We start from the raw sequence: 18,572 nt of genomic DNA on the forward strand, positions 1-18,572 counted from the left end.
CCATCCTGGAACGGAGCGTCGGGCGTGAAAACGACGGAGGAGCCGCGCACGGCATACTCCACCTTCCGCGTCCCCGGCACCCCGAGGGTCGTCCCCGCGCGCAGCGCCTTCACCTCGAACGACGCCGCGGTGAGGGACTCCTCCTTCACCGGCAGGGTGAAGTCCACCTGCACGGAGGCCGTCGCTTCCGCGAGCGCCCCGGACGCGGGCACCATGCCCACGGGCAACAGCTCCACGGGCGGCACCGTCTGCACGGTGGTCGCGCCGTCGGTGGACACGAACAGCGTCCCGCCCACCCAGCCCAGACCCGCCAGGTCCACGCCCAGGTCGGTGGACTGCACCCGCTGCGGCGAGGCCTCGTTCGTGAGGTCGAACACGTGCAGCCGCTTGCCCGCGGTCACGTAGGCGCGCTGCGAGCGCACCACCACGCGGCTGCGCACCAGATCCTCGAACTGCGTCAGCGCGGTGTCCACGCTGATGTGCCCCAACAGGGTCCCCGCGCGGTCGCGGATGGACAGCACGAGCCCGTTGCCCTGCGTGCCCACCACGTCGGACGTCAGGACGTAGAAACGCTCCGGCCCCAGGTCCAGGGCCAGCGCGTCAGACCCCAGCGGCCCCGTCGCCAACGGCACCGTCTCCAGGAGCTCCAGGCCGGGCGACGCCGCGTCGAACACCTGCACCTTGCCGCCCGCCACCGTGGGGTTCACGGTGGTGACGAAGGCCCGCGAGCCCTCCAGCCTCACGGACGTAGCGATGCCATCCGTGGCCACCCGCCGCACCAGGAAGGGCGTCTCCGGACGCGACACGTCCACCGCCGCGAGCCCCGCCACGTCATTGGCCAGGAGCGCCAGCGCGCCCGCCACATCCAGGCCCCGCACCGGCGAAGTCGTGCTCAAGCCCCCCAGCCGCAGGGGGCGCTCTTCCAGGCGGACATCGAAGATCTCCAGGCCCGCCAGGGGCGGCGTGGAGACACCGACGTAGAGCTTGTCTCCCACCAGCTTGATGTCGGACGCCTCGCGCGGGGGGAACCCGGGCAGGCTCAGCGTCGTGCCAATGGGCAGGTCATAGGAGAAGGTCCCCACGGTGACGGGCACGGACTCCCCCGTCAGCGGATCCTTGTCCTCCGGCCGCGTCAGCGTCACGAGCGCCAGGCCCGCGGCATCGCTGATGGGCGTGGTGAACTCCAGCGAGGACAGGTCGAGGATGTCCACGTCCACGCCAGCAACCGCGCCCACCTTGACCGTCGTTCCGGGCGCCATGGCCTTGCCGGCCACGCTCACCCGCACGCGCGTTCCACCGCTCACCGGACCGTGGTTCGGGCTCAGGGTGACGGCCTTGTTGGCCAGCGGCTCCAGGGCGAGCAGGCCCGCGGGGAAGAAGGTCTCCGGGCCCCCTGCGTCCACGAGCCTCACGTCCACCGGCCCCGCGGACAGCACCGGCAGCGTCACCTTCAGCGTCGTGTCCGTCTTGTCGCCGACGATGCCTTCCGCGCCCGAGCCCAGGAACACGCGGTTCACGCCCGCGAGCCCATGGCCGTGCACCGTCACCGTTCCGCCACCGGCCGTGGAGACCGTGGACGGGGAGAACGACGCGATGACCGGCGCGCGCGCCCCGGCCTTCGCCGTCTGGAACTTCGTGCGCAGCGGCAGGAGCAGCGCGCCGCCCCGCTGATCCGTGACGGAGGTGTCGACCTCCAACGTGTACAGCGCTTCCGCCTGCAACGGCTGCTGAGGCACCGCGACGATGGCGAAGTCGATCTGCCCCGGGATGTCGCGCACGGAGAGCGTCAGCGGCACGTTCGTCCCCTGCGGCCCCTTCAGCCGCACGGAGTCCGCGGTGACGCTCCCAGGCGACACGGGGCGGTTCATCCGGACCACCAGCTCCTGCAGTGACGGCGGCACCAGCTCACCCCGCGCGGGCTGCGTCCCCGTCACGAGCATGAACGGCGTCTCCAGCTCGTAAAGGCGCGAGCTTCCGGCCAGCATCAGCCGGTCGCTCACCGGCAGCACGTCCATGGCGGGCTCTACGTTGCCGCCGCTCAGCAGCTCCGGATGGTGGAGGTCGGAGACGTCCACCATCACGACGCCGCCCGCGTTCGCCGCCACGAACAGCACGTCGCCCACCAGGCGAAGCCGCTGCGGCTCGCCGGGCGTGTTGGACAGGTCCTCGTCGAAGGGAATGCGGGTGATGACCGAAGGGGACTGCGGGTTCGACACGTCCACGAACGTCAGGCCGAACTCGGCCGAGGCGAGGATGGCCACGCCGTCGCGGACCACCACGTCCGTGAGGTTGCCGTTCTCATGCAGCGTCCCCACCACGGCCGCGTCCGCGCCCGCCGAGGAGTAGATGAGCAGCGAGCCCTTGGGGATGACGTTGCTCTTGTAGATGGTGCGCTGACCGCCGCGAGCACCGCCCTTGAGAGACACCTCCGGCAGGGGCGGCAGCGGCTGATTCGGCTCGCACCGGGTGTAGCGCACGCCCTGGTGCTGGCCCGTCACCACGTAGAGACGGCCGTCCGCCACCGTCGCGCCGTACGGCTCGAAGCCCTCGCCTCCCGACTGCGTCACGAGCAGCGGGTCGGTCGGCGTCCGCGTGTCCACCAGGTAGAGCCTGCCGTCCGCGCCCACCTGATCCCGCTGGGGCTGGCACGTCGGAGGCGGCTGGCTGTCCGGAGGATCCATCAACCCGTTGGTCAGCACCCAGGCGCCCACCGGCGTGGGGATGACGCGCGTGGAGAGCAACTCTCCGCTGCCCGAAAGCTTCGCCCGGCCCAGCAGGCCCAGCGTCTCCAGCTCACCGTTGGCGTTCACCTGGAGCGTGCCGGTCCCGTTCAGCACCGCGAGTCCGCTCAGGCCACTGGCCACGTACAGCTGCTGTCCCGACAGCGCGATGTCCAGCGAGTCAGGCATCAGCTCGATGTCCGGCATCGGCGTGCTGGCCGGCACGAAGTGGTTGAGGATGGCCATTACCAGGTCGACGCTGGCGTCCGGCGCCTTGACGATCTGATTGCCCGCGGCGCGCGGACGACCGGCAAGCTGCACGTCGTAGGCCACGGCGCGGTAGGACTGCGGCACCGTCCCCTGCCCCGTCAGCGCCCCGATGTACGGCTGCGGGAACCGGTTGCCAGCCCCCGCCGCTCCCGCGGCCGAGTACACGTAGAAGGGCGACAGCGGGCTGCGCGACAGGGCCTGCGGCCGCACCGCCAGCGCCGGCTCCTCGCCCAGGTACGGCAGGCCGTAGCCGGTGCGCGTGGTGGTCGCCACGCTGCGCTCCACGCCGTCGGAGGACAGCACCATCACCGGCGCATCACCGAACGAGCCCGGCGGCGCGACGGCCTTCAGCTGCGTGAGCGACAGCACCTCCACCTGCGTGGCGGGAATGCCGCGCACCCGGACCTGCGTGGACAGGCCGAGCGGATCCGCCCAGGGCGGAAGGAAGCCCTGGCCCTCCACCTCCACCGTGCTGCCGCCGCGCGGATTCAGGAAGCGCGGCGTCGCGGCCATCGCCTGAAGGGGCAGCGTGTAGAAGTAGCCGCCCGACCGACGCGCGCTCAGGCCGGTGGCCGTGCTGCGCACCACCACGTCCGCGAGGCCCGGTGCGCCCGAGGGGGCCACCACGTCCATCCGCGTGGACGAGCGCGAGCCGACCGTCGCCGGAGCGCCGCCAATGAACACCTCACACGAGGCGTCGAAGTTCGCGCCCAGCAACTGGTGCACGCCCCCGCCGGCCACCGGGCCCACGCGGGGCACGAGTTGCGAAATCACCGGCGCCGGCCCTTCCGCGAACGCGGTGCGGAAGTCCACCTGCAGCGGCGCGGCGAGCGGCCGCCCGTCGCGGCTGTGCAGCGTGTCCGCGACCGTGAGCCGCATCTGCGCGTCGGGAGGCAGCGGCGCCGCCAGCGTGAACACCATCGTGCTCAGCGCCTGCTGCGCATCACCGGCAGCCAGGGTTCCAGGGACCGGCACGCCGTCCGCCGTGAGCTGGAAGGCGGTCTGCGCGGACGTCGGATCCACCGTGGAGGACAGCACCACCGTGACGGACTGCAGGCCGAGCGGAACGACGTCGCCCGTCGCCACGCTCGCGCTGACCACGGACAGGTCCGTGCCGGGACCGAAGTCCACCGACCACGCCCCCGAACCGTTGCGCTGGCGCAGGCTCACCACGCGGCCGCCCGGCGTCAGCACCGCGGCGTACGTGCTGCCCGCCTGCGCGCCCGTCACGTGGTAGCGCAGCTGCGGCGACGCCGGGTCGCTGATGTCCACCACCGCGACGCCCGCCGCGCCGGCGGCCACGTACGCGAGGTCGCCCGCGAGCCGCACGTCCGTCGCGAAGCCCTTCACGTCGATGTCGCCCATGCGCACGGGGTGCGCCGGGTCGCTCACGTCGACGAGCACGAGCCCCTCGGCCCCCGCGGCCACCGCCGCCAGGGTTCCGCGCAGGCGCACGCGCTGCACGTTCAGCGCCAGCTCACCCCGTTGGGTGACGGGGCCTTCCACGGACAGCATCCGCAGCCGTCCGTTCTGGACGGTGCCCGCGCGCGTGCGCGTGCCCACGCCCGCCGCGGCCTGCCCGCCTTCGACGGACAGCGCCTGGGCGCCCGGCGTCGAGGCGTCGCTCCGGATCGGGAAGGGCGCGTACGAGATGTCGAAGGTGTGGAAGCCCTGGGTCCCCGCGGCGGCCAGCAGCCGGTCGCCTCGCGCATCCACGCCATAGACGCCGTCCCCCGGGATGGCGCGCGTGGACACGCGCCTCGGCTGGAAGGGGTTGGAGACGTCGAACTCGTAGACCGCGCCCGTCCTCGGGTTTCCGTCCTCGTCGCGCGACAGGACGCCGCTCGCGAAGATGCGGGTGCCCCCGGTGGACGGATAGGACACGGACCACAGGTCCCCCGCCGCCTCGAAGCCGACGATGCGGTCATCGCCCCCCAGCTTGTCCTCGTCCACCAGCTCCGCCTGCTGCTGCGGCGGGATGGCGATGCCCGCGTCCGCCTTGGGGCCCTTGGTGTAGAGGCCGGACATGTCCACCACGGTGAGGCCCGTGCTGCCCACCACGTAGGCATAGGAACCAATCACCACCGCATCACGCAGCGTGCCTCCCAGGGCCACCGACGCGCCCGTGGGCTGGTCGAAGGTGAAGGCATTGGGGAGGGTGGCGTGGGCGCCATCCGGGTTCACCACGGAGACGTCCACCGTGCCGCGCGCCCCATTGGGCGTGGTGGCCTCCAGCGTGTTGAGCCCCAGCACCCTGGCGTTCACGCAGTCCGTCAGCGTCTTGAAGCAGACCTTCACGGTGCCCGTGGGTGAGAACCCATGGCCCGTCAGCACCACGCGCGTCCCACCCGCGGTGGGGCCGCGCGCGGGCGCGATGGAAACCAGCGACAGGTCCGCCGTGTAGACGAACGCGCCGGGAAGCACGAAGCGAGTTCCAGACGGGTTGCGGATCTCCAGCGTCGCGGCCCCTTCCGCTCCCGGGGGCGTGATCAACTTCAGCGTGGAACCAGCGAGCGTCACCTTCGCGGGGAGCAGCTCCTGGCCGTTGACCAGGACCGCCAGGCCCGCCTCGAAGCCCGTGCCCTCGACGGTGACCTCGGTGCCGCCGCCCACGGGCCCCTGACGCGGCGTCAACGACGTCACGCTGATGGGCGAGGGATTGGCCACCTTCGCCGTGCCGAACTCCAGCGTGTAGACGCCGGGCATCGCCGCCTGGGTGTCCTTGGAGCGCAGGCCCGACACGGTGAGCCGGTAGCGCTGCGACGTCGCCAGGGTCCCTCCGGAAGGCGAAATCGTCAGCTCGTCCGTGCCCATCCCCCCGACGCTGACGGTGACGTTGGCGCCGTTCGCGGAACCATCCAGCAGGACCAGCCGGACCTCGGCGGAGGGGCCCTGCTCCACGGGCATGTTGAACGTCAGGCGCAGCGCGCTGGAAGGCCGCGCCGCCACTTCTCCAGCGGAAGGCACGGAGGCCACGACCATGGGGAACGGCAGGCGCACCACGGCCAGGCCGTCCAGGGCCTTGCCCCTCTCCGTCGCGGAGATGCCCACCACCGCGACGTCCCCTTCGATGTCCACGTCGGACAACTGGGTCGCCGGGTACAGGTCGATGGCGTCGATGGTGCGGGGCGTGGACAGGTCCGAGGCCTCCACCAGCTGGAGCGACGCGGGACTGCCCGTCATTCCGATGGAGGAAGTCACCGCCGCGGCCACCTGCGGCCCCAGCGCGCCGGAGACGAACAGGCCGCCGCGCATCATCGGCGGCACCACCGCCTGCGTGTACGGACGCGACGTGGGGACCAGGGACGTCGTGCGCAGCGTGCGCCACGCGGACAGGGCCTGGGTGTCGCGCATCGCCATGGCGCCGAACTCACCGGACAGCTCGCCGAGGACCGCGAAGCCCGCCGGGGCCAGGTCCAGCAGCAGGGTGCTGAAGACGTTGCCGCGCTTCACCTCCACCAGCGCACGGTCGCCCCAGGCCGCCACCTGCTCCACGCTCACGGGCGCGCTGCTGCCCGCCATCAGGAACTGGGTGCGGGCGCCGAGCAGCAGGGGCTGATCCTTGTCCACCAGGGAGAAGGTCAACAGGCCCCCGTCACCCGCCGCCACCAGCGCCAGGTCCCCCACGAGCGCGATGGACCGCGCGGTGCCAGGGAACGGCACGGCGCCCAGCCTCGTGGGCCCGTTGCGCTGGGAGATGTCGAAAGCCAGGAGCGACGGACCGCCCTCGCCCACCATGTCCACGAACGGCAGCGACTGCGCGTTGGCCACCACGTAGGCGCGGTTGCCCCGCACCGCCAGCGCCGCGGGTTCGTACGGCGCAAGGATGTCGATGCCGCCCACGACCCCGGCCTGCGCCAGGGACACGTCCACCGCGCCCAGGCCGCCCGCCGTGCTCGTATCGGTCACCTCCGTGGGGGTCAGGCCCTGCGTGTTCACCTGGGCCCCGGACAGCACCCACGCCGTCCCGTCCTTCACCACGACCGCGAGCGGAGCGCCCTTCGCCAGACGGTAGTTGGGCTTGGTGCTCCCGTCCGTCTGGGGGTCGTAACGCCCGATGCGCGTCGACACGGCCAGCCGGCTGTAGAGGAAGGCCCCCGCGGCGAAGGCCTGCTTCGTGTCCGGGTTCGTCACCACCACGTCCGCCGGACCAAAGGCACCGGGGGGCGTCACCGCCTCCAGCCGCCCGGGCGCCAGCACGCGCACGGCCGTCGCCTCGACGCCGTTGAACGTCACCGTGGCGCCGCGCTGGAAACCCGCGCCGGACACCTCCACGTGCGTGCCGCCCGCCAGCGGCCCCGACGCGGGGGCCACGAAGGAGACCTGCAACATGGGCAGATAGAGGAAGCCGCCGACGAGCGACCCTTCGCCGCCGTCCGGGTTCACCACCGTCACCAGCGCCGGACCCTCTTCCCGCGCGGGCGTGGTCACGGTGAGGCTCGCGCCGTCCTCCGCCACCTCCACGGCCTGCCCTTCCGCCCCGGCGAAGTACACCTTCGCGCCCGTGACGAAGTGCGCTCCCGTCAGCGTCACCCGCGAGCCGCCTCCGAGCGGACCCGCCGCGGGCACCACCTTCGACACCACGGGCGCGTCCTGGATCGTGGCGCGCGTGCGGAACCCGGAGACGAAGGGCTTCGCGAGCACCCTGCCCGCCACGTCATGCAGCGCGGACGTCACGACGACGAAGTACGGCGTGGACACCTTCAGGGGTTCGGTGGACAGGGGCGTGAGCGTCACCGACCGGCCGGACGCCGTCAGCGTCACGGGCACCCGGCGGCCCAGCGTGGGGTCCGCCTCGCGCAGCATCACCGTGTCCACGGTGACTTCGCCCTCCTCGGGCGGCGAGGAGAACTCCAGCGCGACCGGGGCGCTCACCGCCACGCCCTGGGTGCCGTCCAGCGGCGTCACGCCGGTGACGACGAAGCGGGGCAGCGTGTAGATGGCGCCACCCACGTCGCCGAACTGCGCGACCGGCGTGCCGGACGTCAGCGTCAGTCCACCCGCGCTCGGCAGGTTCGCCCGGACGAAGGGCGTGACGGTGCCGTTCGTGCCCAGCACGGAGGCGGTCAGCAGGCCCTTCACGGGCGTGGTGCCCTTCACCAGCGAGGCGGCGACCACCGCGAGGTTGCCCTCCACCACCACGTCCGACAGGCCAGTGGCCAGGAGGTCCTGGCGCGCCGAACGGTGCGGGACCAGCGCCTGGAGGAGCGGCTCCGCCGGGTTCGACACGTCCACCACCGCGAGCGTGGCGGCGGAGTCACGGCATGCCACGAAGGCCCGGCTCCCCTGGGTCACCACCCGCACGGCCTCGCCCGGCAGCGCCACGAAGCCGCGCTGCACCAGGGACGGACTGCGCAGGTCGAGCACGCGCAGGCCGCCCGTCCCCGCCGCCACCAGCAGCAGGTCTCCGCTCACGGCGACGTCGTACGCCGTGCCCACCACGGTGCGCGTGTTCAACCGCACCGGGGTCATGGGGTCGCCAATGTCCACCACGGCCACGCCCGCCGAGCCGTTGGCCACGAAGGCCAGGTGGCCCGCGGCGGCGGCGCCGTGAATGGCCTCCCCGGGCAGATCCACCGTCCCCTTCCTCCCGGGCACGTTCGGGTTGGCCACGTCGACGACCGTCAACTGCGGCGGGAACGCGGACTGGTTGCCGCCCGGCGCGTAGACGCCCGTCGCGATGACGGCGGTGTTGCCAATGAAGGCCGCCGCGCGCGCGGGACCGTCCAGCTCCACGGTGCCCAGGGACGTGGTCGTGCCCTGGTCCACGCGCGTGAGCGCCGCCTGGTGGACGGGTTGTCCGCCGCGCTTGCCCACGAGCACCAGATGGTCCGGTCCCCCGCGCAGCAGCGTCTGGGTGATGTTGCCCGGGAACGGGATGAACCGGCCCGACGGCGCCATGCCCAGCTCCACGGTCTCCAGCGACGACACGCCCTTGTTGTCGGACGAGTCCCACGCGACGGCGTGGAACGTCGCCGTTTCACCCGCGAAGCCCGTGGGCGGCGTCCACGTGCCGCTGTACAGCGGACGGTTGGCCGGCCCTGTCTGCGGCGTCGTATCGGAGGCGATGACGCCGCCGTCCAGCATGAAGTCGACGCGCGCCAGCGGGGGGGCGTTGTCCACGGCCGCCGCGGAGAGCGTCATCGGCTCGCCTTCCGTCACCACGTCGAAGGCGGGCGGATCCACCAGCTCCACCTCGGGGGGCACGGTGTCGCGCACGGTGCCCACACGGACGGGAGCGGACGTCGTCTCCTGGCCCGCCGAGTCCACGGCCACCGCCGTGAGCGTCAGGAAGCGGTTGCCACTGCCCACGTCCGGCTGGAACGTGGCGGAGAACACCGTGGGCTTGCCGGCGTAGCCCGCCGGGACGTTCGACGTGGCCACCTTGAGGCCGTCCACGAAGAAGTGCACCGCGCTGACGCGCGCTTCCTGGTCGCGCGCGTCGACGTCGATGCGCAGGGACGCGCCCTCGAAGATGGCGGTATCGGCGGCCGGCTGGACGATGGCCACCGTGGGCTTCGAGTCCGGCTCCACCACCGCGGAGACCGTCTGGCTCCACTTCTCCTGCCCCGCCACGTCCACGGCCCGGGCGCGGAACACCACCGTCTGGCCCAACTCCTCCGGCTGCGGCACGTAGACGATCTCGTAGGGCAATTGGTTGCGCCGCCCGACCTCCATCTCGTTCCCGCCCGCACGCGAGGCATGGAAGCCCACGCTGGCGATGGCGACGTCGTCCGACGCGGTCGCGCCCAGCGGTGTCGGCCGGCCCACCACCAACCGGCCCGCCGGTACCATCGCGACCTCCGGCAGGGCATCCACCTTCACCTTCACCGTCCGCGTCTTGCTGACGAAGAGGCCGGACGTGTCGGTGGCGATGGCTTCGAGCTTGAGGTCCGTTCCCGCCAGATTCGCGGGCACCCGGTAGGTGAAGGCGTAGGGCGCGGCGGGCATGGTCGCGTACAGCGCGTTGTTGAGCTTGAAGTCCACGCGCACCACGGCCACGTTGTCGTCCGCGGTGGTCTCCACGCGCAGCAGCTGCCCGGCGGTGATCTCCGAGTTGTCCGCCGGCGTGAGGAAGCTCAGCGTCGGCGGCGTCGTGTCCGCCACCACCTGCACCGTCACCACCGGCGCCAGCGCCTGCTTCTGGGCGGTGTCGCGGGCGCTGGCGCGCAGGGTGAGCGTCCGTCCCGCGGAGCCGGGCGGCAGCGGCACCCGGAAGCGGTGGGGAGCGCTGGTGCTGACGAAGCGCAGCGTTCCGCCCAGGCCTCCCTCCACGGTGGCCTCCACGGACTGCACGCCCACGTCGTCCTGCGCGGCCACCAGGAAGGCGAAGTCCCGCCCCTCCGTGACCTGGGTGGCGTTCTGCGGCTCGGCGATGGCCACCGTGGGCGGCGCGTCCTGCTTCACCGACACCACGACCACCTGGCTTCGCACCTCGTGGTCGAAGGAGTCCCGGGCCACCGCCTGCAGCTTCATCGTCGTGGCGCCCGCGGGCACGGGGACGTTGAACACATACGGCGGCGCGCGCAGCACCAGTCCGTAGGCCGCGTCGTTGACGGACAGCCACACGCTCGTGACGGCCACGTCGTCCTCGGCGGACACCGTCACCGTGACCGGCGTTCCCTCGACCACGGACGCGCCGTCACTCGGGGACAGCAGCGACACCGCGGGCTGCTGATCCCTCACGATGTCCACCAGTTGCAGCGCGTCCTCGCTCATGTTGCCAGCGGAGTCCCGCACGCGCACCACGATGAAGTACGGCGCCGAGTCCCCGGCGCCCAGCTCGCTCAGGCGCGGCGCGGTGAACTCCGCGCGCACCACGGGACTGGAGAGGCCGTAGCCCTCCTGGACGACGGCGCTCTCCGGGGTGAAGCCACCCGCGCGGCGCACCGTCTGAAGGGCGCCCAGGTGCGGGCCCACGAGGATCTCCACCTCCTGGACGAAGACGTTGTCCAGGCCCATCGCCTCGATGACGACGGGGCTGCCCTCCACCAGGTCCTGCCCGAGCGACGGGCGCAGGACGATGGCCTCCGGTGGCGTGGTGTCCGCCACCACGAGCACGCTGTGCTCGACACCAGAGGTGTGGTTCTCCAGGTCCCGGGCCACCGCGCGGACGACCAACCGCGTCGGGTTCAGCGGATCCCGCTTCACGAAGCCCGGTGGCAACCACACGCGGCCCTGGAACTCCTTGAGCCGGGACACGTCGTTGAAGGGCGCGGCCAGGGTCGCCGCCGCGTCCCGCACCGTGGGGTCGTACGCAAGGGGGAGGCTGTTGGGCGAGCCATCCGCCGGCTCCGCCTGGATGCCGCGGGCCTGCGCGCGCGACACCGTCAGCGCGGACTTGCCGTTGATGAAGAACTCCACGCTGCCCACGCCCGTGTCGTCACCCGCCACCGCGGAGAGCACCAGCGACACGCTGCCCTCGGTGAGCGTCATGCCGGGCGTCGGCGTCGCGATGGCGATGGCCGGCGCACGAGGAGCCTGCGCCTCCACCAGGACCCGCGCCTGCTGCTGGAAGCCCTTCGAATCCGTGACGAGCACCCGCAGCAGTCCGGGCGCGCCGCCCGCCTTGCGCCGCGGCGTGAAGGACACGGTGTGGGACGCGCTCTTGGTGCCCGCGGCGGGAACGTTCGTCAGGACCTCCACGTCGTCGTACCAGGCCTGCACCTTCGCCAGGCCCACGTCGTCCGCGGCCACGACCTGCACCTTGTGCGGCACGTCCTCCAGCACGCGCACGTAGCCGCTGCGCAGCTCCGTCTCGGAGATGCGGTTGCCCCCTTCGGGCGCGCCGTTGGGCAGCGTGAACTCCATCTGGGACAGGGCCACCGTCGGCGGCGCGTCCGGGCGGATCTCCAGGTAGACCGTCTGCGACACGGAGGCATTGCCGGAGCGGTCCTCCGCCAGCGCCACCAGTTGGAGCGGGGCTCCGGTGGTGGGCGTCGGGATGCTCAGGGGGAAGTACACGGTGCCCAGGCGCACGCCCTCGCGCACGCCACGGCTGACGCCGTCCACCAACAGCTCCACGCGGCGCACGTCCACGTTGTCGGCGGCTTCAATCTGGACGGAGAACGCCTCCTTCTCCACGCGGGACGTCCCGCTGACCGGCTGCACGATGCGCACCGACGGCCCCACCGTGTCCGGCGCGGCCTGGAACGCGCGGCCCTGGACCGTCAGCGCTCCCGCCAGGTCCTTCACCGCCACGGTGAGCCGCACCGGATCCGGGCTCCAGCCCTCCGGCAGCCGGTACTTCGTCTGCGCGGAGAAGACCCTGCCGGGCGTCACCGCCATGCTCCAGGGCTGCACGGTCAGCCGCTCACCGGAGACCACGGCGCGGACCTGGGCGGAAGCGCCCTCGTAGCGCACGCCCACCTCCGTGACGGCCGGCATCGCGCCCCCGGACTGGATGGGCCGCAGCGACACCTGGACCTCCTCCATGTCCAGCGCCGCGGGGAACATCAGGTCGACGCAGAAGGGACCGTCCTGCACGCCCCCGCAACGCGACGCGGAGGCCAGGTCCACCTGCCGGCGTCCGCCCGGGTTCGCGGCCAGGAAGGACTGGAGCAGGGCGTCGTTCTCCATGCCCGGCGTCACGGTGAAGCGGTAGCGCACCTCGGCGCGCAAGCCGTCCACCGCCGAGGGCCCCACGGACAGCACCAGCCGGCGCGGCGCCGAGCCGAGCAGGCCGGTCGCGGGCGGCTCCACGTCCAATCCCGTCGCGCCAGCCTGGAGCGCGAAGCGCTGGGCCGTGCCGAACTCCAGCGCCACGGCGGCCCCCCGCGCGGTTCCGCTCGCGTTGGGCGTGGGCAGCACGAAGTGGCCATTGCCCAGGAAGCCCGCGAGGGCGCGCGTCGAGCCCACCAGCCACCCGGCGGCGAGGCCCGTGTCCTCCTCCACCTCCACCTGGACGGTCTGCGCCGCTTCCTCCAGGAGCGCGGCGTTCGCGGCCGGCTGCGACCAGCGCACCACCGGGGCCACGTCCGCCACCAGCTCGCACGAGAGCGAGGCATGGGTGGTCCGTCCCGCGGCGTCCGTCACCTGGGCCGTGAAGGTATAGGTCCGGGGGCCGAAGGAGCCCAGCGCGGGGAGCGTCAGCGGCCACGTGCGCGTCAGGGACGCCACGGGCTCGAAGGGCGCGACGGTCAGCGCCGTGCCATCCGCCTTGACGGTGAGCGACGCCAGCTTGCCGTCGTCGCGAGCCTGGGCCTTCAGCGTGACCGAGGAACCCGCCACGCACGTCTTGTCGGAGGGCGCCCCCTCCAGCGACAGGGCCAGGACGGGCGCCTCCGTGTCCTGCGCCTCCACGATGTGGAAGGCCAGGGGCGCGGTGGCCGTGGTGTTCCCGGCGGGGTCCACCGCCCGGGTCACCAGGGTGTAATCGGTCCCCGCGGGGAGGTTCTTCAGGCTGAGCGTGCCCTCGAAGCTGGCCAGGTACCGCCGGCTGACGAGGATCTCCCCGGGCGCGAGCGGGTTGGGCGTGCGCGTCTCCTCATAGCGCCCGTCCTTGGACGCGAGCACGCTGTCACCGCCGACACCCGCAACCACGACGCCGTTGCGGCGCACCTCCACGTCCACCCGCGCGACGCGCACGTCGTCGCCCGCCTCCACGCGCAGGCCCAGGGCCCCATCGCGCTTCACGGTGAGGGTGTTGCCCTGCGGCGACAGCGGGGCCACGAGCACCGCGGAGGGAGCCTCGGTGTCCGCGCGCACGTCCAGGTGCACCTCGGCCTTGCCCGTCTGGCCCCCCGTGTCGCTCGCCTCGATGCCCACGGACGGCTGCGCGCCCTTGCTGACGATGGGCGCCTGGACCACGAGGGTCTGCTGTCCGGAGAGGACGAGCGGCGGCCCCGACAACGGCAGCGGGCCCTGACGTACGCCGCCCGACAGGCCCACGAGTCCGACGACGCCGTCATCGTCGCCCACGGTGGCCATCAGCCGGACGTCCTCGCCCTCCTTGTAGGGCGTGCCGGCGGCGGGAGCGACGAGGGTGACCACGGGCGCCTGGTCCTTCACCACCGCGACCGGAAGCTCGCGCACGGTGGTGAGGTTGGAGGAGTCCTTGGCCTCGGCCTTCAGGGTGAGCGTCTGGCCTTCCAGGTTGGCCGCCACCGGCACCGTCCAGCGGTACACCTGGTAGAGCCCCTCCGTGGTGCCCGTCGTGCGCGTGACGCAGTTGCCCTGCGCGCACAGCTCCACCTGCTTCACCTCCACGTCGTCCAGGGCGGCGACCACCACCTCGAGCGTCCGGCCCGCGAACACCGGCGCACCCGGCGCGGGCGAGCGGAAGGTGAGCATGGGCGGCTGGCTGTCCCCGACGATGTCCAGCTCCCTGGAGGCCTCCGTGACGTGCGTGCCGTCAGAAGCCCGCGCCACCAGGGTCGCCTTGCGCGCGGGCCCCTCCGCCGTGAAGGCGAAGTGGTATGGGGGCACCGTGGCCTCGCCCAGGCTCTGACCGTCCAGCAGCAGCTTCACGGACGTCACCGCCACGTCGTCGCTGGCCACCACGGACACATCCACCGTCGTCCCGACCGTGGCCTTCGTGGGCGTGAGCGGCGGGAACGACACCAGCGGTGCACCGTCCGCCGTCACCTCGACCTGCACCTGGGGCGCGGCTCCCAGGTTGCCGGACGAGTCCCAGGCCCGCGCGGTCAGCACGTGGTGGCTGCCCGCCACGCCCAGCGCGCTCTTCGGCACCACGGCGTGGGTGACGAACGAGCCCCGCACGCCGCCGTTCTCCCCCGGAGACTCGTCCAGGAGGATGCGGTTGCCGTCCAGGAGGATCTCCGCCTTGACCACATCCACGTCGTCCAGGCCTGCCACGGAAACGAGCAGGTCCTGCTGCTCCGTCACCTTCGCGGGGGCCTTGGGCACCACGAAGGACACCGAGGGCGGCACGGCGTCCGGAACGACGAACACCTCGCTCTCCTTCAGCGTGGTGAGCCCCGCGACATCGCGAGCCTCGGCGGCGATCTTCAGGACCGTGGACTGCGCCACGCCCGGCAGCGTGTACGCCAGGGCATAGGGCGCCTTCGTCGACAGGCCCACCGCCACGCCGCCCACGAACCAACGCACCTCCACCTTGTCCGGCTGCTCGTCCTCGACCTGGGCGGTCAGCGTCACGGTGCTGCCCCCGACCTGGGTGGACTGGAAGGCGGGCGTGAGGATGACGAGGTTCTTGGGAGGCGCGTCCGCGACGACGGTGGCGGTGAACGCGTAGCGCGAGGGCTGGCCGGCGCTGTCGATGGCCACGACCTCCACCTGCCGCGAACGGCCCAGGTCACCCGTCACCGGCGTCCAGGACAGGTCGAAGAAGTCACTGCCCGAGGAGGTGCCACCGCCCCCTGCCTTGGTCAGCCGCGTCGACGCCACGGTCGTCCCGGCCACGCGCAGGGACACCTGGGTGCCAAAGGCCATGCCGTCGTCGCCCACCGTGCCGGAGACATGGAAGGGCACGCCCACCACCGCGTTGGCCGTGGTGCCACGAGGCTGCGTCACGGTGAGCAGCGGCGGCGCGTCCGCGACCACGCGCACGAGCAGCGTCTCCGAGCGCACCAGCGCTCCCGCGCGGTCCAGGGCCTCCACGCGCAGCGCCACGCTGGAGCCGGCGGTCCCCTGGCGCGGCGTGAAGGTCATCTCCCACAGGGGCACCGGGATGGGGGCGCCGGTCTCGGGGTCCTCCCGCACCTCCACGCGCGGCAGGTCCACCGCGCCCGCGAAGGCGTCATCCAGGTAGAAGCGCGCCACCTGGAAGTCCTCGGTGGACAGGGTGCCTGACGTCCAGGCGCCACTGGTGACGCGCAGCACCTGGGGCAGGCCCTGCACCAGCATGGCGCCGGGCGCGGGCAACTCGATGACGACGGGCTGCTTGCTGGGCGCGGGGGTCCCCGCCACCGTCACGCTCTGCGTCGGACCCACCACCCGTTGCCCCCCGGTATCCGTCACCGCCGCGGCCAGGGTGAGCGTGGCGCCACCATAAGGAGGCGCCTGGATGCGCAGGGTGTAGGGCGCCTCCGTGTCCTTGCCGGCGGGCACGCCGTTGACCAGGAACTCGACGGATGCCACCCCGATGTCGTCGGTGGCCACGGCCGTGAGGTCGAACGCGGTACCGGCCACCACCGTGGACGGGACCGAGAGTCGAACCGTGGGAGCGCCGTCTTTCACCTCGACATCGGCGAAGGCCTGGAACGACTCGTGGGTCGCGAGGATGCGCGCCACGCCGGGGCGAACGCCGGTCACGCGTCCGTCGCGGTCCACCGTCGCGATGTCCGGCTTCGCGGACGACCACTGAGTCCCCAGCGCTCCCGCGGACAGGTCCACGTGCCGCACGGGCGTTCCGGTGAGGGTGCCCTCCAGGCGCAGCGCCGTCGTTCCCCCCACCCGCGCGACCTGCGGGCTGGCGGGCAGCACGGCCACGCTGGCCAGGTCCGCGCCCGAGTCCACCATCACCGTGGCGGTGGCGGTCAGCCCACCAAAGGTGGCGGTGAGCTGGGCGGAGCCGTCCGAGCGAGCCTGGACGCGGCCTTCGGAGGACACCACGAACACGGAGGGATTGGACGAAGCGTAGGTGACGCCCTGGAGCGCGCCGCTGAGGTCCACGTCGCCCGCGAGTGAGAAGTGCCCCGTCACCCGCACGGGCACGGTGGAGCCGTAGCCTCCGGACAAAAGCAGCGGCGAGGGGGTCACGGACAGCGCGACGAGCGGATCAAACGCCCGGCCGCTGGTGAACTCCACGGCGGAGCCATTCACCACGCGCCCATACGGATCATGCACGGCGATGTCCGCCACGACGACGCCATCCGCGGGGACCTGGACGTCACCCAGCAGGGGGACGACGAACTGGATCTGGCTGGAGCCCTGGGTCTGGGGGCGGCCCACCTGACGGCGCACGCTGGCGAAGGCCACGGCCTCCGCGTCACTGAGGCTGCCGTGAACGCTGCGCAGCGCCTCCACGGAAGCGCCCACGAGCGTCAGCTCCGCATGGGACACGGGTCCCTGCGCGGTCACCACCACCACCAGATGGGACAGGTCCGCGCTGGCGTTCACCCGCACCGAGCCGGCCGGAAGGACCGGGGGGGCGCTGGAGAGGTCGAAATGCGCGTGCTGGGGTTCTCCCGTCCCACCGCTGGCCGGGGCGGCGTCGATGTCCACCACGGCATCCGGGGGGAGCGCGCGCCGCAGCGGCACCCGGACGTGGAAGGGCACGGCGCCGGCCAGGTCCTGCTCCACCACGACGTCCTGGACGTCCACCAGGGTGCCCTGGGTGGCGGACGTCGCCTTCACCGCCACGCGCAGCTGGGTGACGACGCCGGTGGTCGTGAACCCCAGGTCCAGGGCGCTCGTTCCGGGCCGCAGCGGCATCAGAGGGAACACAGCGGCCACGCGCGTCTGCGCCTGGGCGTTTCCCGCGACGATGAGCCCGGTCACCAGCGCCAGCAGCGTCAGGCACCGCTTCATGTTTTCAAGGAGCACCGCTCCCCCTCATTCCAACGAAGACCGCTCGACCCGGACCGTCTGCCCGAAGGCAAGGCCCCGCCACCCACCACGCCCCATCAAGGCTTCACGTCCGGAGTCCCCGCCGGGGATCCGGTCCCGTCCGACAACTGGACGGACGACGCGGCCCGAAGCCGCGTCAGGAGCTGCTCGAACACGCGCCGCTGGGCCCCCGGCGCCATCTGCCCGGCCACCGCTTCGCGAACCTCCTCGAAGGGAGGCACGCGCGCGGGACGGCGCTCCTGCAGCACCAGCACGCCCACGCCCGTCGCGTCCTGCACCACCGCGGAGACGGCACCCGGGCGGTTCAGCGCCAACGCGGCCTTCTCGAGCTCCGCGTTCCCGAACTCGCCCCGCGCCAGCAGCCCCCACTCCCCGCCTCGCGCACGCTCCGGGCCATCCCCCGAGGCCGCGACCTTCGCCACCGGCTCGCCCGCGAGCAGCCGCTTTCGCAGGGACTCGGCGCGCTGGCGTGCCTGCTCCCAGACCGGGCGACCGCTGCCCGAAGGGACCATCACCCACGCCCGGGCCAGGCGGAGCCGCTCCGGCTGCGCGAAGCGTTCGAGGTGCCCCTCATAGAAGGCCCGCGCCTCCGCCTCCGTGGGGGCGGCAGCGGCCTTCTCTTCCTGGGCGAGGAGGGCCTGGATGCTCAGCCGCTCTTCCAGCTCCCGCACCTGGCGGCGGATCTCCTCGTCCTGGGGAATGCCCCGGCGAGTGGCCTCCTGGAACAGCAATCGCTTATCAACCAGGGAACGAATGAACTCCTGACGTCCTGGACCGGTCTCGAAACGTTCGCGAAGGTTGGGAGGGAGCCGCTGGCTCTCGCGCAGGACCTCGTCCTGGGTCACCACGCCGCCATCGAAGCGCGCCACGACGGGGGCCGTGCCAGCCGTGGAGGAGGGCTCGGGGGTGCCTGCCCGGCCGCACGCCAGGGACAGGAGCAGCGAGGAAATTGACAGCCAAACTCCAGAGCCCCGCTGATGTCCCATGCCGTCCAATGTCCGCTTGCCCGAGGCGGCTGGAAATACTCCAGTTCGACCATTGATCACAAGCAGCTGTAGGATAACGGACAGGGTGACATTCAATGGCGCGGAC

Annotated in this window: 2 protein-coding genes (1 of these 2 cut by a window edge); both read right to left on the bottom strand. The window is 72.4% G+C overall.

The genetic code is table 11. The annotated features are described in order from the left end of the window. Positions 1–17,441, bottom strand: the 5' portion of a protein-coding gene (locus GTZ93_RS23750; protein ID WP_161663009.1) for an Ig-like domain-containing protein. 15,925 nt of this gene lie to the left of the window's left edge; only the first 17,441 of its 33,366 coding nucleotides appear in the window; the start codon lies at positions 17,439–17,441; its stop codon lies off the left edge, out of view. A gap of 95 nt (positions 17,442–17,536) precedes the next feature. Continuing rightward, positions 17,537–18,349, bottom strand: coding sequence for a peptidylprolyl isomerase (locus tag GTZ93_RS23755; protein ID WP_161663010.1), 813 nt, complete (start codon positions 18,347–18,349; stop codon positions 17,537–17,539). Positions 18,350–18,572 lie beyond the last annotated feature (223 nt).

Origin of the sequence: Corallococcus exiguus, from assembly GCF_009909105.1 — a bacterium.
In the GTDB taxonomy this organism is placed as follows: Bacteria; Myxococcota; Myxococcia; order Myxococcales; family Myxococcaceae; genus Corallococcus; species Corallococcus exiguus.